Source organism: Sorangiineae bacterium MSr11954 (assembly GCA_037157815.1).
In the GTDB taxonomy this organism is placed as follows: Bacteria; Myxococcota_A; Polyangia; order Polyangiales; family Polyangiaceae; genus Pendulispora; species Pendulispora albinea.
Genome location: CP089984.1, coordinates 5,756,152 through 5,779,784, shown reverse-complemented (window position 1 = coordinate 5,779,784; position 23,633 = coordinate 5,756,152). Strand labels below are relative to the sequence as shown.

Sequence of the window (23,633 nt, the reverse complement as noted above, 5' to 3'; positions counted from 1 at the left end):
CCGTATGAGAAAGAGCCTTGAACCGGTCAGGTCGCGATTTTGAGCAACTCTTTCACCTTGGCGATCACCTGCGGCGCTTGAATCGGCTTGGTGATGTACGCGTTGGCGCCAAGCTCGATGGCTCGTTTGCGGTCCTCCGCGGCGCCCTCGGTGGTGATGATGATGACGGGGGTGTCCTTGTGAATCGGATCGGTGCGGACTCGTTTCACCAACTTGAGGCCATCCATGATGGGCATGTTGATGTCGGTCAGGATGATGTCGAAGCGCCCGGCCGCGAGCTTGCGCAGACCGTCCACGCCGTCGTCGGCCTCGGTCACGCGCAGGTTCTTCACGCGCGATAGGGCGAAGACGAGAAGCTGCCGCATCATGGGGGAGTCTTCCACCACCAGGCATGTGTACTCGGCGCTCATTTCAGGTCTCCTCCCGCACGAGCCGCGTGCCACGTGATGGCGGCGATCGTATCGAGGCCAGGGAACTTGCCCTTCGAGTCCGCGAAGAGGAGCGCGCCCATGAGGGCCGTGGCGGCGTGTGCCCCGAGCATCTTGAAGAGAGCGTAGTCTACGGGCAAAAACTGCTCTTTTTGGTCGAGAACCGAATAAATCACGATAACCCCCACGACGGCATCGTCGATGCGCATCGGAACGCACGCGGCAGGCTGGTCGCGCGGCACCACGGATAGGTCGCCCTCTTCGATGTGCGCTACCCCGGTCATGAACACGCGCTCGATCAACTCGCCCGTGCGGTCGTGCGAGCCGCGGTCCTCTTCTTTGCGGGAGCCTGCGTGGATGGCCAGGCGCGGTAGCTCGGGGAGCTCGATGCCGTCGCTCGCGATGGGAACCAGCTCGTTCGAGCCCTTCATGTAGAAGGCGTGGGCCCGCGAACCGACCAGTTGCGTGAGCAGCTCCTTCAAGTGGCGGAGCACCTCGCGAAGGTGCAGGGTGGAGTGCAGCTGGTAGCTGGCCACGTAAAGGTGGGCGAGGTTGCTCAGCTCCTCCTCCACCTCCGAGTAGCGCGTAAAGAGGTGGGACGAGTTTCGCTCGGCCTCGCGCACATGGGAGAGGAGCTGCTCTTTCTCGCGCTCCAGATACTCGATCTTGCGGAGCAGCTCCCGGATGGCTTCGTCGCTCGCCAGATGCGTGCGCAGCGCGGCGTTCTCGCTCTCGAGGTCGAAGAGCCGCTTGCGAAGGCGGTCGTTTTCGCGCAAGAGCTCGTCGGTGAACTCGGCCCCCTTCTTGAAGAAGGTGTGGACGAACGAGTCGCGTTCCATCTTGACCTCGGCGGAAGGCTCGGGTGCCACCTTCTCCCCAGGTTTTCGTTCCGCCATGGCCGGCTAACGTATCACATTTGATCGATCCACAGCGCGAGCTCGCCAACGATGACGCGCTTGGCGGTGCGAAGTGTCGCTACATCCTTGCTGCCCGTGAGGAGCATGGCGCATCGGAGCTCGGCGAGGATCCCATCGAGCTTGGCCATCGCCCCCTCGTGACCGCCCTCGGAGAAGGCTTTGAGCATGGGGCGGGCGATGCCTGCGTGGGTCGCACCGAGTGCGATTGCACGCGCGACGTCGAGCCCGGTCGCGACCCCGCCGGTGGCGATCAAGGTGCGAAAGCCGAGCGGGGCGAGGGCGGCCACCGAGGCGGCCGTGGGGATGCCCCAGTCCCAGAAGGCCTCCCCCAGGTTCTGGGAGGCCACGTCGCCCGCCTTCTCCGCCCGCAAGGTCTCCACGCCGACCCACGATGTGCCTCCGGCGCCGGAGACATCGACGTCGAGCACCCCGATGTCCCGAACCCGGGCGCCCACACCGCGCGAGAGGCCACAGCCGGTTTCCTTGACGACCACCGGCACCGACAGCTCCGAGCGCAGGCGCTCGATGGTCTCCAGGCCGCGCGAAAAATCGCGGTCGCCGCCGGGTTGCACCATCTCCATGGCCGGGTTGAGATGGATGCAGAGTGCATCGGCCTGCACTTGCCCGATGAGGTCCTGCACCTCGCCCGTCGACATGGCGCGCGCTTGCACCACCCCGAGGTTGCCGAGGATGGCGGTGGTCGGCGCGATCGCGCGCACGCTGTATGTGTCCTTGCTGCCGGGGCGCACGTGCATGGCGCGCTGGCTCCCCAGCCCGAAGGCGATGCCGCGCTCCTCGGCGATGCGCGCCAGCCCGCGATTGACCCGCCCCGCTTCTTCCGTTCCACCGGTCATCGCCGCGATGACGAGGGGCGCTTGCAACCGTTTCCCAAAGAGCGAGCACGAGAGATCGATGCTGTCGGTGGTGCGGTCGGGCAGGGCGTCGTGAACGAGCTTCACGCCCTCCAACAAGGTGGAACGGGTGCGAAAGCCGACGTTCTCCGTCGCGCAAAGGGTCAAGTGGTCGCTCTTTCGGTCGCCGATCGAACCGGCCATGGTCGTGCTCCCTAGCAAAAGTTGAGGGCGTACGGCACGCGCGGCAGGAGATGCGAGCGGTGCCAGCCATTGCATTGCCCGAGCGCGCAAGCCCTCGAGACTTTTTGGATTTTCAGAGAAAATTGAAAGTCGTTGTTCTGCAAAGAAAATTCGAGGCTAGCCCGGCTTGACGCCAGTTTTTTACAACTCTACTCTCACGACGGACACTCTGCCGCAAGAACCGATGATATGAGCGCGAGCGCATGACCAACTTGGTACGTCGCCCAACGCAATTTCGGGATTTCGCGCTCGCCATCAAGGATGCGGTCGATCGCGAGCTCGGGCAATGGCTGGCACCGCGCGTCGCGCGGGCCACGAAACTTGGCCGCTCCAGCGCGGCCGTGACCGATGCGATTGCGCAGTTTGCGACGCGCGGCGGCAAGCGGGTGCGGGCGGTGCTGCTGGCCGCGGCCTACGAGGGATACGCGCCAACCGTCGCCGGCGCGCCGCCGCCAAGTGCGCTGGACATCCTCCCCGCCCTGCTCAGCGTGGAGCTGCTCCACGCGTACTTGTTGATGCACGACGACTGGATGGACGAGGACGAGGTGCGTCGCGGCGGTCCCACGGTGCACGCCATGTTGCGGGATCATTTCGGCTCGCTGCGCCGGGGTGAAATCGGCGCCATTCTGGCGGGGGATCTGACGGCGAGCTACGCCTTGGAGGCGCTGGTGGAGACGCGCACATCGCCCGATCGGCTCGCGGAATCGTTGAAAGAGTTTGCGCGTATCGAAGTCGATGTGGTGCTCGGGCAAACGCTCGATGTTTACCAAGACGAAGATGTCGATGCCGTGCACGATCTGAAAACGAACAGTTACACGGTTCGCGGTCCGCTGCTCCTCGGCGCGATTTTGGCAGGGGCCAGCCCCATGCAGCGTGCGGAGCTCGAGGCCTTTGCGTGGCCACTCGGTATTGCATTCCAACTTCGTGACGATTTGCTCGGGACATTTGGTGATCCAAAGAAGACGGGCAAATCGAGCGCCAACGATCTTCGGCAGGGGAAACGCACCGCCCTCGTTCATGAGCTTTTGGCGGGTGACAGCCATCGCGACGCCGAGAGCAAGAGCGAAGATCGCGCCATCATCGAGCGGGTGCTCGGTGTCGCCGACGCATCGGCCGACGATGTGGCGCGCGTGGTCGATCGTTTCATATCGAGCGGTGCCAAGTTGCGCGTGGAGGAGAGACTTCGCACATTGCTCGAAGACGCCCACGCGCGGCTCGCGAAAATGGATCTGGAGCCCAATGCCCGGACCATCTTGGCGGGGGCCGTATCCGCGCTTGGGGAACGCGAACAATGACGACCAGGACGGATTCGATGACGGACATGCGCGAACGCGGCCAGGACGGTCAGAATGGTCAACATGGCCCAAATGGCCAAAATGCCTTGTACGGTCAAACTGACCAAAACGGTCAGAATGGCCAACAAGCGCCACAAGGGCTCCACGACAAGCAAGGGCTCCACGACAAATGGGCGCGCGCTTCCGGCAAAGTGATTTTGCTCGGTGAGCACGCCGTCGTATACGGAGTGCCGGCCATCGCGGTCGGAATCTCCCGCGGCGCCGTGGCTCGCGCGACCCAGCTGGAGGAAGGGCCGAGCCTTTTGCGCCTCGAGGGGCTGCCCATCGAGCTTCGCGCCGACGACGAGGAGCGCGATTTGGCACGAAGCTTTCGTGCAGTCCTCGAATCCATCCCCATCAAGGTCCCAACCCTCGTGGAAGCTCGCACCGATTTGCCTCCTGGCGCGGGGCTTGGATGTTCGGCCGCCCTCGGGGTCGCGATTGCCCGCGCGCTCGATCCGTATGCCGATCCGCAGCTGGTGGCCGAGCGTGCACTTGGCTGGGAGCGCGTTTTCCACGGCAATCCGTCGGGCATCGATACCGCGGTCTCCGCGGGCGGCGGGTGCATCTTCTTCGAGCGGGGACGCGGCTTCGAGCGCATTCGGGCATCCAGTCACCTCGCGGGTCACTCGGGCGCTCATTTGTTGTTGTGCGTAGGACATAGCGGCACCGTATCGAGCACCAAATCGATGGTGGAGTCGGTGGCGCGGCTGCGCGAGCGAAAGCCCGCGGTGGTGGAAAAATCGTTCGATGCCATTCGCGCGCTGGTACGTAATGCGCGTCTGGCCATCGAAGCGGGTGACATGCGCGCGCTTGGTCAATTGATGGATCTTAACCAAATGCTATTGAGCGGTCTTTTCGTCTCGACACAAGAGATCGAGCGTATGTGCAGCCTGGCGCGCGAATCGGGCGCGCTCGGCGCCAAGCTCACGGGCGCGGGCGGGGGAGGCTGCGTGGCCGCCCTGGTCGAGGATCGCGATGTGGCCGCACGCGTGCTCCGATCGTGGAAGACCGCAGGGTTCGAAGGGTTCTTGGCCGATGCGTCCACCCACGAGCCTTTGCATGCGCCCTCCAAGGCGCATGATCATGCGGCGGAGACCGCACCGTGAGTCGTATTTCCGAAGCTACCGCCATTGCCCATCCGAATATCGCACTTGCGAAGTATTGGGGAAAGAAGCCAATCCCAGGCAATTATCCGGCCGTTCCAAGTCTCTCGGTTACGCTCGATGGCATGATGACACGTACCGTGGTGCGTTTCGATTCGAGCCTGGAGGTCGACCGCGTCGTGCTCAATGGCACGGAGGCGGCCCAGAGCGATCGCGCGCACCTGCGCGTGGTGGAGTTGCTCGATCGGGTGCGCGCGCTGGCGGGGGATACGCGGCGCGCGTTCGTCCAGTCGGCAAACGATTTTCCAACGGCGAGCGGTCTTGCATCGAGCGCCTCGGGCTTTGCGGCGCTCGCCCTGGCGGCGGTTCGTGCCATTCCAGGTCTCGATGCGAGCCTCGAGCAGGTGAGCGATCTGGCGCGGCAAAGCTCTGCGAGCGCGGCGCGCAGTTTGTTCGATGGTTTCGTGGAGCTCGAGCCCGAGCGCCCCGCGCGATCCATCGCGCCGCCCGAGCATATCGACTTGCATATTCTCGTATGCGTGGTTACCGAGGAAAAAAAGAGCATCGGATCCACGTCGGGGATGCAAACGACCGCGCTTCTCAGTCCGTACTTCGACTCGTGGCTCTCGACCGCGCCCGTCATCTTCTCCTCGATGAAGGAGGCGTTGGCCGCGCGCGACTGGGAGGCGCTGGGCGAGCTCTCGGAGAAGAGCGCGCTGGCCATGCACGCGTGCGCGATGGCGGGCGGCATCGTTTACGTGCGCGGCATCTCCCTCGACTTGTTCGCCGCCGTTCGCGGTCTGCGCGCGAGCGGCATTCTCGCTTACTTCACGGCCGACGCAGGCCCGCACGTCAAGGTGCTGGTCCGCGACGGTGATGTCGCTCGGGCAACGGACGTCTTGTCGAAGGTGCCCGGTGTGCTGCGCGTGCTCGATACACGACCTGGAAAGGGGGCCACCGTCATCGCGTCCAGCCCCGAGGCAACGACATGAAGGTACGTGCACCCGGAAAGGTGCTTCTCACGGGTGCTTACGCCGTCCTCGAGGGGGCGCCGGCGTTGGTGGTGGCCGTCGATCGGTATGCGCACGCGGACACGTCGCGGCCGGCCGAGGATCCGACCGCGGAGGTCGCGCACGCGCTGGGCGACCAAGCGCCGTACTGCGATCGCAGCGATCTTTACCAAGACGGCACCAAGGTCGGACTCGGGTCGAGCGCGGCGGTGCTGGTGGCCTCGCTCGGTGCCACCTTGGCGGCGCGCGGGGCGGATCTGGAGAGCTCCGAGGTGCGCGGCTCCATCTTCAGCCGCGCGCGCGATGCGCACATGCAGGTGCAAGGCGGCGGAAGTGGCTTCGACGTGGCGGCCAGCACCTATGGCGGGGTGCTGCGCTATTCGCTCCTCTCGGGGGTGCCGTGCGTGCTCTCCGCCGAGCTTCCGGACGGTCTGCACATGGCGGTGTACTTCAGTGGGACCAGCGCGCGAACGAGCGACTTGGTCGCGCAGGTGAATGCGTTTCGCGAGCACGATCGCGAAGCACACGCGCGTTGTCTGATCGCGCTGGCGAGCGCCTCGGAGTTTGCGGTGCGCCAGTGCCAGGCGGGCACGGCGCGCGAGTTCATCGCGTCGGTGCGCACCTTTGGAGAAGCGCTCGAGGAGCTGGGCGAGGCGGCCGATAGCCCTATCGTACCCCTCGCGTTCAAGCGCCTCACCGTGGCGGCGGCCGAGGAGCGGGCGACGTTTCTTCCTTCGGGCGCCGGTGGTGGCGACATCGGTGTGTTTCTCGGCGAGGCGCCGCCTTCGGAAAACTTCATTCAGCGGGCTTTGCAGCTTGGCATGCGCCCTTTGACATTGGCTATCGACCGAAAGGGCGTTTGTGCAACGCCCGCCTGAATTACCGGGCGTTCGCAAACGCCCACCTGAATCACCAGAGGAGGAACCCTCGTCATGGCACGAACTTCCCGCTTGCCCGGCTTCTACAAAGTAACCGTCAACGAACGGCGCGCCCTGGTGGCCGACGTCACTGGCACCGAGGTGGACGAGCTCGAGCGCGGTCTCGAGTTCGGTGGTCTCGAGGCGGAGACCGCCGACAAGTTCGTCGAGAACGTGCTCGGCACCTACGCGCTTCCTTTTGGCGTGGCGCTCAATGTCCGCGTGAACGGGAAGGACTACGTGGTCCCGATGGTGGTGGAGGAGCCCAGCGTGGTGGCCGCCGCATCGAACGCGGCCAAGATGATCCGCAGCGGGGGAGGCTTCGTGGCGGAGATCGATCCGCCGCTCATGATCAGCCAAATCCAGCTGACGCGGGTCAAGGACCAAGCGGGCGCCGAGCAGCGGATCCTCGAGCGAAAAGCGGAAATCTTGGAGATGGCCGACCGGGCGATCCCGGGCTTGGTCGCGCGGGGCGGCGGCGCCCGGGATCTCGAGGTGCGCCGCATCGGGACCAAGGAAGACGAGATGCTCGTCGTCCACGTCATCATCGACTGCAAGGACGCGATGGGCGCGAACCTGGTCAACGGCGCCGCCGAAGCGGTGGGCGACCGGCTGGCGCAGCTCGCGAACGCCAAGCTGGGGCTGCGCATCCTCTCGAACCTTTGCGACAAGCGAAAGGTGCGTGTCAGCTGCACGGTGGCCGCGTTGGAGCTGGCGACCGACGACATGGATGGCGACGACGTCATCGACGGCATCGTCAACGCGTCGCGCTTCGCGGAGCTCGATCCCTACCGGGCGGCCACGCACAACAAAGGCATCATGAACGGCATCGACTCCGTGGTCATTGCCACGGGCAACGACTGGCGCGCCGTCGAAGCGGGCGCCCACGCGTACGCCGCCCGCAGCGGGCGCTACTCCCCGCTGGCCACCTGGCGGCGCGAGGGCCCGGGCCTGCCGAACCTGGTCGGCCACTTGGAGGTGCCCATGTCGCTCGGCACGGTGGGAGGCACCTTGCGCGTTCACCCGGCGGCGCGCCTGGCGCTGCGCCTTTTGGGCACCCCGACGGCTGGCGAGCTGGCCGCCATCGCCGCCTCGGTGGGCATGGCGTCCAACCTGGCCGCCGTTCGCGCGCTGGCGACGGACGGTATTCAACGAGGCCACATGGCCCTTCACGCGCGCTCGGTGGCCATCGCTGCCGGCGCCGAGGGATCCGTGGTCGAGCGGGTTGCCGCCATGATCGTCGAAGCGCGTGATATCACCCTCGAGGCTGCCAAGAGGGCGCTCGATCTGCTGACCGAGTCGGCGGAAGGGGCTCGCAGCGTCGAGGAAGACTGACCGGCGCGCGGGTGTCCATGCCCGACCTCGTCCAGGAGGGGCAGGAGGGGCAGGAGGGACGGAGCGCAGGAGGGTGGCGCGCGCGTCACCCGCGCCCCCCTCGTGGACGTGCCGAGGTTCTGCTTTCGGCTATTTTCGTCCCTATGGGATGAAAATGAAGGAGACGTGTGGCATGTGCGTGACACCGTGTATCCTTCCTCGAGGAGGAATTGGTTGGCGCAAGAAGACGACATAAGCAGTCGAGAGTCGAATCCCGACGTTCGCCGTTCGGAGAGCCCCGACGCGCGACGCGATCTCGCCGGGGCGCTGCACGATGTCTCCAACGCGCTCACGGTCTTGCTCGGATGGGTCGCGGAGGCGCGTCTCCCGGGCGTCTCCTCCGACGCGGTCGGCTATGCGCTGCGCATCATCGAGCAGCGTGGCCGCGCCGCGCGCGATCTTGCGCGCCGGGCCATCGGCGTGGAGCTCCCGCGCGCCGACGATTACGAGCTCGTCGACGTCACCCTCAGCGAGACCATCGACGCGCTCACGGTCGAAGCGCAGCGCGTTCATGTGGCGCTCGAGCTCGCGGCCGCGCCCAGCGGTGCGCGGGTCACGGGCGCGTCCGAGCTCGCCCAGATCGTGACCAACCTGCTCCTCAACGCCATGGCGCACTCGCCGCCGGGTGCCACCGTGCGCGTGCGCGCGGTGCCCGGTCCGCGCGGCGTCCAGATCGACGTGGAGGACGAGGGCCCCGGCATCACCGAGGAGCGCCGCAAGACGCTCTTCGAGGGCATCTCGACCCGCGCCGGCGGGGCAGGGGTGGGCCTTCGCCATGCGCGCGCCCTGGCCCGCGCCAACGGCGGCGACTTGATCCTGCTCTCCCCGGCGCCTCCGGATGATGCCCCCGACAGCGACGCGCCCCCGCGAACGGCGCGCTCGGGCGCCGGCACGCCGCAGCCTCCGCCCGCGCGCCCCGTGGCCGCCGGTCAGGCCAACGGCGAAGCGCGCCCGGTGCGGCCGCGCGGCGCGTGCTTTCGCATTTTCTGGCCGCTGGACGGCCAGGTGGCGGTGCCACCGTCCACGGCCCGCCCGCGCACCCTGGAGGGCGTTCGCATCCTGGTCCTGGAGGACGACGACGACGTGTGCACCTTGCTCGAGGCCTCCCTGGGGGCCCGCGGGGCACAAGTGACCATCGCCCGCAACGCCGCCGACCTGGCGCGGGCGATCGACCGGCGGGATCACGACGCCGCCCTGCTGGACCTCTCGCCCATCCAAAAAGACGTCGAGGGTGCCCTGGCGGCCTTCCGAGCCCGCTCGCCCCACGCCTCGGTCGTTTTTATTACCGGAAGCGTCGATCGCCTCCCCGAGCATCTTGCAGGGCAAATTCACTGCGTTCGTAAGCCTTTCGAGGTCTCGGAAGTCGTCGAAGCACTTTCTCGACGAAAGCACGCTTGACTTACGTGTCGGGATATTGTTCTTTTCGCGCCCACAGCAACGACGACACCGCGACGCGAAGGTGGCGGAACTGGCAGACGCACTAGCTTGAGGTGCTAGCGCCGTAATTGGCATAGGGGTTCAAGTCCCCTCCTTCGCACAAAGTCCTGGTTGAACCTGACTGTAACGGGCCTCGCAGGCAAACCCTGCGGGGCCTTTCGTATTTTCCGGTCTCAGGTAGGGGCTTCGCCCCTCGGAGCCTTTGGTTTTGAGCCTCCCTCGTTTTTCGTGTTTTCTGTTCGTACGCCCTGACTTAGGAAGCGTGTCCCCATGAGCAGCGAAAAAGAAGACTCGTTTGCCGCCCTGTTCGAACGCGAAGCCGCCACCGCCCCCAAAAAGCGCGGCAAGACGCCCCGCGTGGGCGATCGGGTCGAGGGGCTCGTGGTTCAGATCGGCCGCGACTCGGTCTTCGTCGAGCTCGACGGCAAGCGCCAGGCGTTCTTCGAGGCCTCCGAGCTTCGCGCGCCCGACGGCACCGTGTCCGTCGCCGAGGGCGAGAAGGTCTCCGCGCACGTGGTCGAGGTCGACGAGGGGCGGGGGATCATCCGCCTGGGTCGCTCCTTGGGCAAACCGGGCAGCCTGGCCGCGCTCGAGCAGTCGAAGGCCTCGGGCCTCGGGGTGGAGGGCAAGGTCACGGGCGTGAACAAGGGCGGCCTCGACGTGGACGTGGGCGGCATGCGCGCCTTTTGCCCCATGTCGCAGGTCGACGTGCGCCGGGTGGAGGACGCCGACGTCAAGGCGCTCATCGGCCAGATGCTGCGCTTCGTGGTGACCGACATCCGCGACGGCGGCAAGAACATCGTCGTGTCGCGCCGCGCGCTGCTCCAGCAGGAGAGCTCCGAGAACGCGGCCCGCGCCCTCAGCGCCATCGAGCCGGGCGCCGTGCTGCAAGGCACCGTCTCCAGCGTGCGCGAGTTCGGCGCCTTCGTGGACCTGGGCGGGGTCGAGGGCATGATCCCGCGCTCGGAGATCGGCTACGACCGCAACGTCTCCGTGGAGGACGCGCTCAAGGCAGGTGACACCGTCCAGGTGCAGGTCCGCGAGGTCAAAGACGTGGCCGATGCGCGGCCGGGCACCTTGGCGAAGAAGATCACCCTGTCGCTCAAGTCGCTCATGGCGGATCCGTGGGCGGAGCTCGCCATCGTGGAGGGCCGTGTGATCGAGGGTACGGTCACCCGCGAAACGGATTTCGGCCTCTTCGTGCGGCTCGCGCCGGGGGTGGAAGGTCTGGTGCACGTCTCCGAGCTGGGGCGCGGCAAAAAGCCGGGGGAAGGGGAGTCGCTGCGCCTGGTCGTGAAGAAGATCGACCGCGCCGCGCGCAAGATCGCGCTGGTGCTCGCGCCCGAGGGCGCGCAAGTCGGCGGCGTGGTGGCCACGAACGACGCCGTGAAGGTGGGCGCCATCGTGACCGGCGCGGTGGAGCGCATCGAGTCGTACGGCGTGTTCGTTCAGATCGACGGCACCAAGGGGCGCTCGGGCCGCGGTCTCATCCCGGCGGCCGAGCTGGGCGTGCCCCGCGGGACCGATTTGCGAAAGTCGTTCCCCGAGGGAAAGAAGGTCACCGCCAAGGTCCTCGAGACCGGCGAGGGCCGCCTGCGGCTGTCCATCAAGGGCGCGGTCGCCGACGAAGAGCGCGGCCTCTTCGAGGCGGCCAAGGGCAAGGCGGGGGCGCCGGCGTCGCTCGGCACCTTCGCGGATCTGCTCAAGGGCCGCGGCAAGAAGTAGCGGCCGCGCTCAGCCGGTGCCGCCCGTCGAGAGGGCGGCGAGCTCCTTTTCCCGCCCGTCGAGAAAGTCCGTCAGCCTCCGCCGCTCATGCGGCGCAAGGATGTCGGCCAGCCACGTCTCCATCGTTGCGCGCCGCGTAAAGATGCGCCGTTGTGTGCTGCCCGCCTCGCGGATCATGCGCTGAATCTGCAGGCTGAACATGGGCAAAGCCTCGCCGATCCAGTAGCCGCCGCGCTCCAAGTGCGGCGTGTCGCCCCGCATGATCTGCAGGAGCTTGTCCGAGATCTCCGGCGGAAAAAGGCTCACCTGGGTCATATCGGCGACGACGACCACCTTGTAGCCGTTCGCAGCGACCGAGCTCACGCAGGTGCGCGCGTCGATGAAAATACGGTTGGCATCCTCCAGCGACACCGGTGTCGCAACCCATGCTTCCACGAGCCGCCCCACCCGATTCTTAACGGAGTACACGCGCGCCCCCTTTCTTCCCGTCGCTTTTGTCCCGTTGTGCCCCTTATGCCCGGTCCCTTGCCGTCGCATTCGCCGGCAAGCGCGGCCCGTACGCGGCGAATGCGAGACCTCCCAGCGAATCAGATCGCTCAACCGCAGGCAAGAGATCCCAGCCGCTCCGCACCTTTGGCCCCCAAGGTGGGTTGTTTCCCCCTCGCAATATGCAAATGCCCAGCGTGGCACGTGTCAACCCCATCCGAATCCGCTAGTCTGTCGAGCGGATGGAGCGCAGGCTGGACAACACGCTTCCGCGGCATAGCGACCGCTTATCGGTGGTCGATGGCGAGCTGGGGCCCGCCGAGCAAGCGCGACTCATCAGCCGCTACGGCCGCCGGGTATCGGCCGGCGAGACCATCTTTCGGGAGGGCGAGCCCGCCTCCGAGGCCTACCTCGTTCAAGAGGGGCGCATCCGCCTGCTCAAACGGGTGCGGATGGTCGAGCGAAGCTTGCTGCTCCTCAAGCCGGGCGATCTCTTTGGCGAGGCCGCGCTCCTCGGAAACAGCGATCCCATTGGCGCGCTCCGCCCATCGGGGACCGTGTCCATCGAGGAGTCCCCGGCGCGTGTGCCGCCCGGCGGGGAGGTGGCCCGCAACTCCACCGCGGTGGCCCTGACCGACGCCACCTTGCTGGTGCTCGGCCGAAGTGCCTTTCGCGGCCTGGTCGAGAACTACCCCGGCATCGCCACCCGGGTCATCGAGCAGCTCGTCTTCCGGGTGCGCGACGCGGAGGACCAGATCGAGATCATGCTCCTTCGCGACACCCAGCTCAAAATCGTGAGCGCGCTCCTCAAGCTCGCCCAGCGTGCCCTGGGGGCGGCCGAAATCGCCATGTCGCCCGTCGAGCTCTCGTCCCGTGTGGGGCTCGATGTCGACACCGTGAAGCGAACGGTTCAAAGGCTCCGCGAGCAGCAGTACGTTCGCATCGTGGGCGAGCGCATCGAGATCCCCGATGTCGAGGCCCTGCGCCGTCTGTACGTTCTTTTGGGCACCAAGGACGAGATTCACGGGGATGGGCGGGACGGCCGGGACAGCAGCGATGGCCGAGAACGTACGGTGCGATGAGCAAGTGAGCCCGGGGGTGATGCTTCGGGGTACCCGCCCCGAGATGTGGTCATAGAAGGGCAGCGAGCCGCCCGCGGGCTCGGTCCTGGACCCGTTCTCACCCTCTCCGCAACGACCCTCGTCGGGCCCCGTAAGCGGCGGTTCACATCAAGCGAAGCGGAGCGCATGTTGCAAAAATGCGACACCGTTCGGATGCAAATTGCTTCTTTGTCTTGTAATTCCGACCACTTTCGTGGATTTTTATCCCGAGTTTTCGAGATTGACGCGCCGTGGCCGCTCGACTAATCCGGAAGCCGCGAAAAACAAGGGGAGCGCCTTAGCGGAATGCGCGTGTACTCGACTCTTTTTTCCAGGATGTGTCCGAAGTACCGGAGGTTGGAGTGACCACGGAATCGATCGGCAGTTTTCTCAAGCGCCAACGGGAACTCAAGGCGATGAGCATCGCGGAGGTCTCGCGCGTTACGCGCATCCCGGCGGCGACGCTTTCATCCATTGAAAGCGACCACTTCGACGATCTGCCGGGAGAAGTTTTCGTCCGTGGATTTCTGAGGTCCTACGCGCAAGCCGTCGGGGTGGTTCCCAACGAAGTGCTCGCTCGCTACACCTCGAGCCGCCGTGTGGTGTTCGTGACCCCGCTTCCCACGCCGACCCCGCTCCACGCTGCCCGCGAAGGCCAAGGACGCCGCTTTGGCGTGGCCATCGCTTTCGTGCTGCTGCTCATTCTCTTTACGTTGGCGCTATCCATCGTGCTCAAGCCCCGCGGCCACGACATGCCGAAGGAGCTGTCGTCGGTAGAAGGTAGCTCGCTCGACTTCGAGCGGCCAAGAAACGCGTAACGACGCGTTGGGTGTTCGTTCCTCGTGTTGTGTGCGATTGCGATAAGCTTCTTGCGTGCCAACGGCGCGAACTACGCAAACCAGGATTGAAAGCGAAGCGTTGCTTCTTCGCTTCGTCGCGTACCGTGACAGCGATGTCATAGCCACGTTCTTTACGCGCACCGATGGAAAGATCGGTGCCATCGTTCCCGCGGGTCGCAAGAGCGCCCGAAGAGTGGGTGGCGCGATGGAACCGATGCACACCTTGCACGTGTCGTTGGAGGATCGCGGTCGCGAGCTGGGGACACTTAAAGAAGCGCGCGTCGTGGTGCAGCGTTTCGGGCTCGTCGGGGATCTCGATGCGCTGGATGCCGCAGGCACAGCGCTGCGCTGGCTCCGTCATGTCTGCCCTCCGCGCATCCCCGAGCCGCGCGCATGGGACACGGTGACCGGCTTGCTCGACACGCTCGATGCGCGACAGCATCCGCCGCGCTCTGCGCTGGCCATCGCGGCGCTGCGTCTGTTGGCCGACGTGGGGTATGCCCTCGAGTTCGAACATTGCGTGCGCTGTGGACGTGGGTGCCCGCCGGGCAAGCCGGCGTTCATCGATGCCGCGCGCGGCGGTCTGATTTGCCAGAGCTGCGGTGGCGCGCCCGCGCGCATCGGCGGGGAGCTTCGCGCGCGGGCGGCGGACATCACCCGCGGGGAGGAGCCCGAGCTCACGGACGAAGACGCGGAAGAGCTGCTCGTGCTGGTCGACGCGGCCATGCGGGCCCACGCGGGAGGCGAAGGATGAAGACGCACTACGAGGTCATCACCTTTGGCGAGGTCCTCTGGGATCTGTTCGAAGATGGCAAGGACACCTACCGCCGCTTCGTGGGGGGCTCGTCCGCCAATGTGGCGGTGGCGTTGGCGCGGCAAGGCGTTCGTGTGGCGGTGGTGGGCGGCATCGGCCGCGATCGATTCGGCGACGAGCTGGCGGCGCGCCTCGATGCGTTGGGCGTGGACACCGCTCTGCTCGCCCGCCTGCCGGAGCGCACCGCGCTCACCTTCATCGCGCGCGGCCAGGACGCCGAGCCGCACTTCATGAACTACCGCCACGCCTCGGCGGACATGGCGCTCTCCGCGCGGCACATCACGCCGGCCATGGCGCACGCCACCTGGGTGCATCTGGGCACGAGCACCTTGCTCACCCACGGGCTCTCGGAGGCCACGCGCGCGTTCGAGGCGCACGCCATCAAGCACCGCGCGCTCAAGTCGCTCGATTTGAACGCGCGCCCGCGCCTCTGGGAGAGCCCCTCGGCCGCCGTGGCCGCCCTCCGGCGCATCGCCCCCGGTAGCGCGCTGATCAAGGCGTCCTTGGGCGATCTGGAGTCGTTCGGCTTGGATGCGGTTGCGCTACGGGCGATGGCACCCGAGGCGGTGCTAGTGCTGACCCGCGGCCCGGGCGAGGCGACCGCGTACGGCGCGCACGGGGAGGTCTCGCTCCCGGCGCAGGCGGCCGAGTGCATCGATGCCACGGGGGCGGGGGATTCGTTCATCGCCGGGGTGCTCGCCCACCTGGTGCGTCGGGAGGTAACCCCGAGCTCGCCCGAGTGGGCCGACGCAAATCTCTGGACGCAGGCGCTCGCACAGGGGCATAGCCTTGGCGCGCTCGCCGTTTCCAAGCTTGGAGGTTCGTAACGTGGTGGATCCGAGAATCAAATGCCTCAAGGTGCGCTCCCCGCGCGGAGCCTCCGTCACCGAGATTGACTGGGGTGACGGCCACAAAGGGATCTATCCGCACGACATCCTGCGCGGCTACTGCCCCTGCGCGGGCTGCCAGGGGCACGGCACCACCATTCAATTCATCGCGTGCTCGGGGGTGCAGCTCGAGCTCGAGGACATCGAGCCGGTGGGCAACTACGCGCTCTTACTGAAGTGGTTCGATGGGCATAGCAGCGGCCTGTACTCGTACCGCTACCTGCGTGCGCTCTGCCAGTGCGAGACGTGCCAGCCGGATCGGACGACCAAGGAGCGACCCGAGCTCGCGCGTCTTTAATGGCGGAGCGCGCGCAAGACGCCGGAGACGCGCAGGGCGCCGGAGACGCGCGGGACGCCGGAGACGCGCGGGACGCCGGAGACGCGCGGGGCGCCGGAGACGCGCAGGACGCCGGAGACGCGCGGGACGCGGGGAGCGCCGGGGACGAGCGCAAGAAGCTCGTGGCGCGCGCGGGCATCGTGGGGGCGGGGACGCTGCTCTCGCGCGTCCTCGGCCTCGGGCGCGATATGGCGTTTGCCGCGCTCTTCTCCGTCCGGGAGACCGACGCGTTCTTCGTCGCGTTCACCATCCCCAATGCGCTCCGGCAGCTGCTCGGCGAGGGCGCCGTGTCGAGCGCGGTGGTCCCGGTTCTGAGCGGCAAGCTGGCGAAAAAGGACGAGGGCGGCGACGGCGAGCGCGAGGCGCGCGCGTTCTTCGCCAGCGTGCGCGGCGTGTCGCTGCTCGCGCTGGTGGTCGTGACGGTGCTCGGGATGATCTTCGCGCGCGAGCTCACCGATCTCTTCGCCGGAGGGTACCGCGCGCGCCCGCTCGACTTCGAGCGAACCGTGCAGTTTACACGCATCGTCTTCCCGTACATTTTCTTCATGGGGTCGGCGGCGCTGGGCATGGCCGCCCTCAACGCCAAGCGGCGCTTTGCGGTCGCGGCCTTCGCGCCCGGGTTGCTCAATGTCGCGTTCTTGGCGGCGGCGTTTCTCCTGCCCGGGCCGCTGGCACGCGCCGGGATCGATCCCGGGCACGCCATGGTAATCGGCGCGCTGGTGGGCGGCTTGCTTCAAGTGGCGGCGCAGTGGCCGGCGCTGCGCGCCATTGGCTACGCGGGGCGCCCGAGGTTTCGCTTCTCCGATCCGGGCGTGCGCGAGGTGCTGCGGCGCATGGGCCCGATGACATTCGGCATCGGCGTTTACTACATCGACCTGGTGCTCTCGCGCCGCTTTCTGTCCGAGCTCGGGCCCGGCGCGCAGAGCTATTTTGCGTGGGCGATGCGCCTCTGCGACTTTCCGCAGGGCATCTTCGTGATGGCGCTCTCCACCGCGGCGCTGCCCTCGCTGTCCACCTTCGCGGCGCGCGGCGAGCTGGGGGAGCTCGGGAAGACGTACGCCCAGGGCATGCGGCTCTCCCTGTTCGTCGCCATCCCGGCGAGCGCCGGTCTGGTGTTCCTCGCGGAGCCCATCGTCACCACCCTCCTTCAGCGCGGCGCGTTCAACGCCGCCTCGGCGCATGAAACGGCGCGCGCGCTCGCGTGGCAGGGCGGCGCCATCTGGACGGTGGCGGCCGTGCGGCAGCTCGTTCCCGTGTTCTATGCCATGGGGAACACGCGCACCCCGGTGATCGTCAGCGCCATCGATCTGGTGGCGTTCGTCGGCCTGGCGGTGGTCTTGCGCGGTCCCCTCGGGCACGCGGGGATCAGCGCGGCGGTCGCGGGGTCGAGCGCGGTGCAGATGCTCTTGCTGTTCGCAGCGTTGAAGCTGCAGCTGCCGAACGTGCACGCGGCGGAAATCGCGGGCTCCGCGCTCCGCACGTTGGCGGCGTCGCTGGTGGCGTCGGCCGGGGGCTGGCTGGCCGCGCACCTCGTGGAGGGGTGGAGCGCGGGGTGGCCGCTCCGGCTCGTCTGGCCGGGGGTGGCCGCGGTGGCGGCATTTTGCGCCGTCTTCATCGTGGAGGCGCACCTCTTTGGCTCGCCCGAGCTCGAATCGCTGCTATCGGGGCTCCGCCGAAGGCTCCGGCGTGGTAAGGCTCCCCGATGACCGAGCTGCCTGCCGCGCCCAACGTGCCTGTCGCGCCTGTCGCATCCGACGCGTCCAACGCGTCCAACGCGTCTGCCAGGCCTGCGCCGCCGCCGCGCATCGTGTCCGCCGCCTTCGTGGGCGCTTCGACGGATGCCTCGACGCTGCCGGCCCCGACCTTGGCCGAGGTGGCCTTCGCCGGGCGCTCCAACGTGGGCAAATCGAGCTTGCTCAACGCGATGATGCAGCGGAAAAGTCTCGCGCGAACGAGCCGCACGCCGGGGTGCACCCGCCAGGTGAACATCTTCGAGGTGGGGTGGACGGACGGCCTGCGCGTGCACCTGGTCGACCTTCCGGGCTACGGCTACGCCAAGCGCTCCCGCAGCGAAAAGATCAGCTGGGGTCCGCTCATCGAGAGCTACTTGGCCACGCGCCAGGTGCTGCGCGCCGTCACCTTGCTCATCGACGCGCGTCGCGGCGCCGAGGACGACGATCTCGCGCTCATCGAGTTCCTCGAGTCGCTGGAGAACCCGCCGCAGATTTTCCTCGCCGCCACCAAGATCGACAAATTTTCGCGCGCCCAGCAGAAGCCGGCCGTCGAAAAGGTGAAGCGCCAGTTCCGAGGGCCCGTGATCGGGTTCAGCTCGGTGACGGGCGATGGTCGTGACTCGTTGTGGCAGCGCTTGCGGGCCGTGGTTCAGAACGAGCGCTGAGCCCGTTCGCTGCAGGATACGCGTGCGGGTGCGCATCCGCTTCAAGATCGAAGTCATCAGGAAACTTCCCGCGCCCGCGTTCGCTCGCACAAAGCGGTTCGAGATCGCAAAGGTGGAAGGTCGGATCTCAGAGTTGGAAGGCAGCGCACGGCACCTACATTGGCTATTCTCGAGAAAATAGCAGGTGAGCGGCTGGCATCGCGTTCGCAATAGGGAAAGTCGGCATCGCTTGGACGGCTCTCCCCCCCCGGGCCCCTGAGTGGTGCCTTTTTCTTTTTGTCGTTCGGATTCGGACGACGTGTGGTCCGGGTGCGACGAGGTGTCGTTCGGATAGGACGGCGTGCCGTCTGGATGCGGTGAGTCGTTCGGATACGGCGAGTCGTCCGGATACGGCGAGTCGTCCGGATGCGAACGGCCTGTCGTCCGGACGTGACGATATGTCGTCAGGGCACGGCGGCGTGCCGTCTGGATGCGGTGAGTCGTCTGGATACGACGAGTCGTTCGGATGCGACGTGCCGTCCAGGCGCGAACGACCGTCGGCGGGCGCGTCGCGTTTTTTTCGGACGGTAAGATCCTTCGCGGCGCCCGGCCGTATCGCCGGAAGTTGGCCGGGACGTCGCGGAGATGCACCGCGTGAAGCGCCCTGGCGGAAACAAGGAGGCGCGTCGTGAAACGTAGCTGGCGTGTGACCGCTGCGATGGTGGCGGTGTCACTCGGGGGACTCTTTTTGTGGCGGCAGTCGGCCGCGAACCACGCGATGGTCAGCCATGTCGCGACCAACGCCCCGCCGGCGCAGCAGCCGCTCGCCGCGGCGCAAGAGCCGAAATCCCTAGAGCCCCAAGCGCCGGCCAAACCCGAGCAGCGGCCGCAGGTCGACCTGGTGTTCGTGCTCGACACCACAGGCTCCATGGCCGAGCTGATCGAGGGCGCCAAGGCGAAGATTTGGGAGATTTCGCGGCTGGCGCAGGAAGGCAAGCCGTCGCCCACCTTGCGCGTCGGCCTGGTCGCCTACCGCGACAAGGGCGATGCTTACGTCACCCGGGTGACCGACCTCACGACGGATCTCGACAAGGTCTACGCCGCGCTCACCGGCTTTCGCGCGAACGGCGGGGGCGATGGTCCGGAGCATGTGCTCGCGGGCCTGAACGATGCGCTCAACAAGGTCCATTGGTCCAGCGACGCCCAGGCGGTGAAGCTCATTTACCTGGTGGGCGACGCCCCCGCGCACACCGACTACAGCGACGGGATCACCCTCGCGGGCGTCCTTCGCGACGCGAACCAGCGCGGCGTCCGCATCAGCGCCATCCGCTGCGGCGACGATCCGGACACGCTCGCCTTCTGGACGAAGGTGTCGAAGCAGACCGACGGCGAGGTATCGACCATCAAGGCCGGCGGCGGTGTCGTCGCCGTGAGCACGCCCTTCGATCCCGAGCTGGCGCGCTTGAACGCGGCCCTCGCCGCCACCGAGGTGCACTACGGCGACGCCACCGAGCAGCGCGAGGCCGCCGAGGCCGTAAAGAGGAACCTCGAGGCGCCCGCCGCCACCCAAGCCGATCGCGCCGGCTTCTATGGCTCGCTCGGCTCGGCCCCCGGCAAGCCGCGCGCCCTCAAAAAGGATCTCGCGGCGGCCGGCCCCACCGGCGCCTCCCTCGCGGCCATGCCGGCCGATCAGCTCCCGCCCGAGATGCGAACCATGAGCGCCGACGAGCGCGAGCGCTTCGTGCAAGACAAGCGCAAGGAGCGCGAGGCCATCTTGGCGCAGATCCGCGCGGCCAGCGAGAAGCGCGACTCGTACTTGAAGAGCGCCCCCAAGCCCGCGCCAACGGCCGCCTTCGACACGAAGGTCTACGACTCCTTGCGCAAGGCCGGCGCCAAATCAGGCATCGAATACGTATCGAAGTAATTCCCCCGCGCATCGCGCACGTCACGCGTCGCGCACATCACCGCGTCCCGCACGTCACTGCGTCGTGCAACATCACCGCGTCGTGCACATCCTGCGTTGCACACGTCCCCGCGTCGCGCACGTCCCCGCGTCGCGCACGTCCCCGCGTCGCGCGCGTCACGCGTCGCGCACGTCGCCGCGTCGCGCACGTCGCCGCGTTGCGCACGTCGCCCGCGTCACGCGTCGCGCACGTCGCCGCGTCGCGCACGTCGCCGCGTCGCGCACGTCGCCGCGTTGCGCACGTCGCCGCGTCGCGCACGTCGCCGCGTCGCGCGCATCAGCACGTTGCGCGCGTCGCCGCGCATCACCGCGTCGCGCGCATCACCGCGTCGCGCATGTCGCCGCGTTTGCGCGCGTCGCGCGCATCGCCGTGTCACACCCGGGAGGACGCAGGGATGGCCGTGGCGCTTGGATCGGCCGGCTCGCTCTTGAGCGGATGGCGCTTTCGACGGGAGAAGCGGTCCATATATAAGTAAATGACCGGCGTGGTGAAGAGGGTCAGCAGCTGCGAAAAGAAGAGCCCTCCCACGATGGCGATGCCCAACGGCCGCCGCAGCTCCGAGCCCATGCCATGGCCCAAGGCGAGCGGAAGCCCCCCGAGGAGCGCGGCCAAGGTGGTCATCATGATGGGCCGAAAGCGCAGCACGCACGCCTTGTAGATGGCGTCGGCCGGCGAGAGGCCCTCGTCGCGCTCAGCCTCGATGGCGAAGTCGATCATCATGATGGCGTTCTTCTTTACGATGCCGATGAGCAGAATGATGCCGATCAGCGCGATGATGCTCAGCTCCGTCTTGCACACCATGAGCGCCACCAGCGCCCCCACGCCCGCGGAGGGCAGGGTGGAGAGGATGGTCACCGGGTGCACCAAGCTCTCGTAGAGGATGCCGAGCACGATGTAGACCGTCAGCAGCGCGCCCAAGATCAAGAGCGGCTGGCTCGAGAGCGACGACTGAAACGCCTGCGCCGTGCCTTGGAAATCGGCGTGCACGCTGGGCGGCAGACCAATCTCGAGCTCCGCGCGGTGGATGGCGTCCACCGCTTGCCCCAGCGCCACCCCGGGCGCCAGGTTGAAGGAGAGGGTCGTGGCGGGGAACTGACCTTGGTGCGGGATGGAGAGCGACGTCGGGCGCATGGCCTTCTTGGTCAAGCTGCTCAGCGGCACTTGGCTCCCGTCGGGGGCGCTCACGAAGAGCGCGTGCAGGCCATCGGCGGTCTTCTGCAGCTCCGGCTTGACCTCCAGCACCACCCGGTACTGATTCAGCTGCGTGTAGGTGGTGGCTACCTGCGTCTGGCCGAACGCGTCGTAGAGGGCCGCGTCGATGTCCCGCGGCGTGATCCCCAGGCGCGAGGACGTGTCGCGATCGATGTCGAGCGCCAGCTCGATCCCCGCGGTCTGCTGATCGGTGGCCACGTCGCGCAGCTCCGGGAGCTTCTTCAGCCGCTCCACCATCCGCGGCCCCCAGAGGCGCAGCTCCTGGATGTTCGCGTCCTGCAGCGAGTACTGGTACTGCGTGCGCGAGCCGCGACCGCCCATGCGGATATCTTGCGTCGCCTGCAAATAGAGGACGAGGCCCGGGATCTGCGCGAGCTTCGGGCGCAGCCGCGCGATGACCTCGTCGGCCGTCGATTGGCGGAGCGGCTTCGGCTTGAGATCGACGAACGCCTGCCCCGTGTTCACCGTGCCGCCGATGAAGGCGATGGCCTGCGAGACGTCGGGATCGGCCTTGAGGATGGCGTTGACTTGCTCCTGGCGCTCGCGCATGGCAGGGAACGAGGTGTCCTGCGACGCCTCGGAGAAGCCGCTCAGCGAGCCGGTGTCCTGCTGCGGAAAGAGGCCCTTGGGCACGAAGATGTAGAGCGCGACCGTCAGTCCCACCGTCACCAACGTGACGAGCAGGGTGAGCCGGTGGTGGCCGAGCACCCAGCGCAGCCCGCGCGAATAGCCGCGGAGCAACCCGTCGAAGAAGCGCTCCGACACACGGTACAGGGCGCCGTGGTCCTCGTCGCCCTTTGCGCGGAGCAGGCGCGAGCACATCATGGGGGTCAAGGTGAGGGACACCAAGGCCGAGACGGCGATGGCGATGCTCAAGGTCACCGCGAACTCGCGAAAGAGGCGCCCGATGATGCCGCCCATGAGCAAAATGGGGATGAACACGGCGATCAGCGACACGGTGATGGAGACGATGGTGAAGCCGATTTGCTTGGCGCCCTTGAGGGCGGCGGTCATCGGAGGATCGCCCAGCTCGATGAAGCGGGTCACGTTCTCGGTGACCACGATGGCGTCGTCGACCACGAAGCCCGTCGAGATGGTGAGGGCCATGAGCGACAGGTTGTCCAGGCTGTAGCCGAGCAAGTACATGATGCCGAAGGTGGCGATGATCGACAGCGGCACGGCCACCGTGGGGATGATCGTGGCGCGCACGTCGCGAAGAAAGCCAAAGACGACCAGCACCACCAGGCCCACGCTGAGAAGGAGGGTCTGCTCCACGTCGCGCACCGAGGCTCGGATGGTCTGGCTGCGATCGAGCACCACGTCGATCTTGATGGCGGGCGAGACGGAGTCCGCCAACGTTGGCAGCATGGCGCGGACCCGCTCGATGACGTCGATGATGTTCGCGCCGGGTTGGCGGCGGATGATCATCAAGACGGTCCGCTCGTTGTTGGCCCACGCCGCGAGCCGCGTGTTGACCACGTCATCGACGACCCGCGCCACGTCCTTGAGGCGCACGGCCGCGCCATCGCGGTAGGCCAGGACCAAGGACTCGAACTCGTCCGCCTTGAAGAGCTGATCGTTGGCGTCGATGGAGTGCGCTTGATCGGCGCCGTTCAGCCCGCCCTTGGGCTGATTCACCGTGGCCTGCGCCAGGGCCGTGCGCACGTTTTCCATGCCCAGGCCCATGGACGCGAGGGCCACCGGATCCACTTGCACGCGCACGGCCGGCGACTGGCCGCCGCCGACGAAGACCTGGCCCACCCCCGGCACCTGCGCGACCTTCTGCGCGAGGATGCTGTCCGTCACGTCGGAGATCTGGGCCAGCGGGATGGTGTCGCTCTTCAACGAGATGATGAGGATCGGCGCGTCGGAGGGGTTGACCTTGCGGTAATTGGGTCGGAAGGGAAGATTCGTGGGCAGCTCGCCGGCGGCCGCGTTGATGGCGGCTTGCACGTCGCGCGCGGCGGCGTCGACGTCGCGGTCCAAGTCGAACTGCAAGGCGATGCTGGTGCTGCCGAGGGTGCTGTTCGAGGTGATCTCGGTCACCCCGGCGATGCGCCCGAAGCGCCGCTCGAGGGGGGTGGCCACGGCGGAGGCCATCGTCTCGGGGCTGGCGCCGGGCAGGTTGGCCGAGATCGCGATGGTGGGAAAATCCACGCGCGGGAGCGGCGCCACCGGCAAGAACGAGTACGCCACGATGCCCGCGATGAGCACCGCCGCCGCCAGGAGCGAGGTGGCGATGGGCCTTTGAATGAACGGCGCGGAGATGTTCATG

Annotated in this window: 20 protein-coding genes and 1 tRNA gene; 16 read left to right on the top strand and 5 right to left on the bottom strand. The window is 67.1% G+C overall.

Annotated elements, in window-relative coordinates; all coding sequences use genetic code 11:
- Positions 1–26: 26 nt before the first annotated feature.
- Genes LZC94_22185 through fni form a run of 3 tightly spaced genes read right to left on the bottom strand, consistent with a single transcriptional unit; the run spans position 27 to position 2,400 of the window.
- Complete coding sequence (locus LZC94_22185; GenBank protein WXB19919.1) at positions 27–410, bottom strand: response regulator; 384 nt, start codon at positions 408–410, stop codon at positions 27–29.
- Positions 407–1,324 (bottom strand): GAF domain-containing protein, encoded by a 918-nt coding sequence (locus LZC94_22180; protein ID WXB19918.1) that lies wholly within the window; start codon positions 1,322–1,324, stop codon positions 407–409. The genes LZC94_22185 and LZC94_22180 overlap by 4 nt, the downstream gene beginning before the upstream one ends.
- A gap of 14 nt (positions 1,325–1,338) precedes the next feature.
- Entirely contained in the window at positions 1,339–2,400 is a 1,062-nt protein-coding gene (gene fni, locus LZC94_22175) for a type 2 isopentenyl-diphosphate Delta-isomerase (GenBank protein WXB19917.1), read from the bottom strand.
- 242 nt (positions 2,401–2,642) lie between these two features.
- Here fni and LZC94_22170 point away from each other — a divergent pair, with 242 nt between their 5' ends.
- The 8 genes from LZC94_22170 (at position 2,643) to LZC94_22135 (ending at position 11,342) form a co-directional block, all read left to right on the top strand.
- The gene (locus LZC94_22170; GenBank protein ID WXB19916.1) at positions 2,643–3,734 is read left to right on the top strand and encodes a polyprenyl synthetase family protein; all 1,092 of its coding nucleotides are present in this window, start codon (positions 2,643–2,645) and stop codon (positions 3,732–3,734) included.
- The gene (gene mvk, locus LZC94_22165; protein WXB19915.1) at positions 3,731–4,882 is read left to right on the top strand and encodes a mevalonate kinase; all 1,152 of its coding nucleotides are present in this window, start codon (positions 3,731–3,733) and stop codon (positions 4,880–4,882) included. Before LZC94_22170 ends, mvk begins: the two co-directional genes overlap by 4 nt.
- Entirely contained in the window at positions 4,879–5,871 is a 993-nt protein-coding gene (mvaD, locus tag LZC94_22160) for a diphosphomevalonate decarboxylase (GenBank protein ID WXB19914.1), read from the top strand. Before mvk ends, mvaD begins: the two co-directional genes overlap by 4 nt.
- Entirely contained in the window at positions 5,868–6,767 is a 900-nt protein-coding gene (locus LZC94_22155) for a hypothetical protein (protein ID WXB19913.1), read from the top strand. Before mvaD ends, LZC94_22155 begins: the two co-directional genes overlap by 4 nt.
- Positions 6,768–6,821: 54 nt before the next feature.
- Positions 6,822–8,141 (top strand): hydroxymethylglutaryl-CoA reductase, degradative, encoded by a 1,320-nt coding sequence (locus tag LZC94_22150; GenBank protein ID WXB19912.1) that lies wholly within the window; start codon positions 6,822–6,824, stop codon positions 8,139–8,141.
- A gap of 213 nt (positions 8,142–8,354) precedes the next feature.
- Complete coding sequence (locus LZC94_22145) at positions 8,355–9,578, top strand: ATP-binding protein (GenBank protein WXB19911.1); 1,224 nt, start codon at positions 8,355–8,357, stop codon at positions 9,576–9,578.
- Between the two features lie 55 nt (positions 9,579–9,633).
- A tRNA-Leu gene (locus LZC94_22140) sits at positions 9,634–9,717 on the top strand.
- Between the two features lie 170 nt (positions 9,718–9,887).
- Positions 9,888–11,342, top strand: a complete 1,455-nt coding sequence (locus LZC94_22135) for a S1 RNA-binding domain-containing protein (protein ID WXB19910.1) — start codon at positions 9,888–9,890, stop codon at positions 11,340–11,342.
- A gap of 9 nt (positions 11,343–11,351) precedes the next feature.
- Here the strand turns inward: LZC94_22135 and LZC94_22130 are convergent, their stop codons facing one another.
- Entirely contained in the window at positions 11,352–11,810 is a 459-nt protein-coding gene (locus LZC94_22130) for a hypothetical protein (GenBank protein ID WXB19909.1), read from the bottom strand.
- Between the two features lie 260 nt (positions 11,811–12,070).
- Here LZC94_22130 and LZC94_22125 point away from each other — a divergent pair, with 260 nt between their 5' ends.
- The 8 genes from LZC94_22125 to LZC94_22090 all read left to right on the top strand — a co-directional run bounded on the left by LZC94_22125 (position 12,071) and on the right by LZC94_22090 (position 20,106).
- Complete coding sequence (locus LZC94_22125) at positions 12,071–12,910, top strand: Crp/Fnr family transcriptional regulator (GenBank protein ID WXB19908.1); 840 nt, start codon at positions 12,071–12,073, stop codon at positions 12,908–12,910.
- A gap of 380 nt (positions 12,911–13,290) precedes the next feature.
- On the top strand, positions 13,291–13,746 hold the full coding sequence (locus LZC94_22120; protein WXB19907.1) for a helix-turn-helix domain-containing protein: 456 nt from the start codon (positions 13,291–13,293) through the stop codon (positions 13,744–13,746).
- 55 nt (positions 13,747–13,801) lie between these two features.
- Complete coding sequence (gene recO / locus LZC94_22115; GenBank protein WXB19906.1) at positions 13,802–14,521, top strand: DNA repair protein RecO; 720 nt, start codon at positions 13,802–13,804, stop codon at positions 14,519–14,521.
- Positions 14,518–15,408, top strand: a complete 891-nt coding sequence (locus LZC94_22110) for a carbohydrate kinase (protein WXB19905.1) — start codon at positions 14,518–14,520, stop codon at positions 15,406–15,408. The genes recO and LZC94_22110 overlap by 4 nt, the downstream gene beginning before the upstream one ends.
- A 1-nt stretch (position 15,409) precedes the next feature.
- On the top strand, positions 15,410–15,766 hold the full coding sequence (locus tag LZC94_22105) for a DUF971 domain-containing protein (protein WXB19904.1): 357 nt from the start codon (positions 15,410–15,412) through the stop codon (positions 15,764–15,766).
- Positions 15,766–17,511: a murein biosynthesis integral membrane protein MurJ gene (gene murJ, locus LZC94_22100; GenBank protein ID WXB19903.1), complete on the top strand. Its 1,746-nt coding sequence runs from the start codon at positions 15,766–15,768 to the stop codon at positions 17,509–17,511. Before LZC94_22105 ends, murJ begins: the two co-directional genes overlap by 1 nt.
- Entirely contained in the window at positions 17,508–18,203 is a 696-nt protein-coding gene (gene yihA, locus LZC94_22095) for a ribosome biogenesis GTP-binding protein YihA/YsxC (protein WXB19902.1), read from the top strand. Before murJ ends, yihA begins: the two co-directional genes overlap by 4 nt.
- A 667-nt stretch (positions 18,204–18,870) precedes the next feature.
- Entirely contained in the window at positions 18,871–20,106 is a 1,236-nt protein-coding gene (locus LZC94_22090; protein WXB19901.1) for a VWA domain-containing protein, read from the top strand.
- 412 nt (positions 20,107–20,518) lie between these two features.
- On the opposite strand, the gene LZC94_22085 is transcribed toward LZC94_22090, so the two are convergent.
- Positions 20,519–23,632 (bottom strand): multidrug efflux RND transporter permease subunit, encoded by a 3,114-nt coding sequence (locus LZC94_22085; GenBank protein WXB19900.1) that lies wholly within the window; start codon positions 23,630–23,632, stop codon positions 20,519–20,521.
- Position 23,633 lies beyond the last annotated feature (1 nt).

Bases quoted from the DNA above. Each gene is read 5' to 3' on its own strand.
- LZC94_22185 (WXB19919.1), bottom strand. From the start codon at position 410: ATGAGCGCCGAGTACACATGCCTGGTGGTGGAAGACTCCCCCATGATG.
- LZC94_22180 (WXB19918.1), bottom strand. From the start codon at position 1,324: ATGGCGGAACGAAAACCTGGGGAGAAGGTGGCACCCGAGCCTTCCGCC.
- fni (WXB19917.1), bottom strand. From the start codon at position 2,400: ATGGCCGGTTCGATCGGCGACCGAAAGAGCGACCACTTGACCCTTTGC.
- LZC94_22170 (WXB19916.1), top strand. From the start codon at position 2,643: ATGACCAACTTGGTACGTCGCCCAACGCAATTTCGGGATTTCGCGCTC.
- mvk (WXB19915.1), top strand. From the start codon at position 3,731: ATGACGACCAGGACGGATTCGATGACGGACATGCGCGAACGCGGCCAG.
- LZC94_22155 (WXB19913.1), top strand. From the start codon at position 5,868: ATGAAGGTACGTGCACCCGGAAAGGTGCTTCTCACGGGTGCTTACGCC.
- LZC94_22150 (WXB19912.1), top strand. From the start codon at position 6,822: ATGGCACGAACTTCCCGCTTGCCCGGCTTCTACAAAGTAACCGTCAAC.
- LZC94_22135 (WXB19910.1), top strand. From the start codon at position 9,888: ATGAGCAGCGAAAAAGAAGACTCGTTTGCCGCCCTGTTCGAACGCGAA.
- LZC94_22125 (WXB19908.1), top strand. From the start codon at position 12,071: ATGGAGCGCAGGCTGGACAACACGCTTCCGCGGCATAGCGACCGCTTA.
- LZC94_22110 (WXB19905.1), top strand. From the start codon at position 14,518: ATGAAGACGCACTACGAGGTCATCACCTTTGGCGAGGTCCTCTGGGAT.
- murJ (WXB19903.1), top strand. From the start codon at position 15,766: ATGGCGGAGCGCGCGCAAGACGCCGGAGACGCGCAGGGCGCCGGAGAC.
- yihA (WXB19902.1), top strand. From the start codon at position 17,508: ATGACCGAGCTGCCTGCCGCGCCCAACGTGCCTGTCGCGCCTGTCGCA.
- LZC94_22085 (WXB19900.1), bottom strand. From the start codon at position 23,632: ATGAACATCTCCGCGCCGTTCATTCAAAGGCCCATCGCCACCTCGCTC.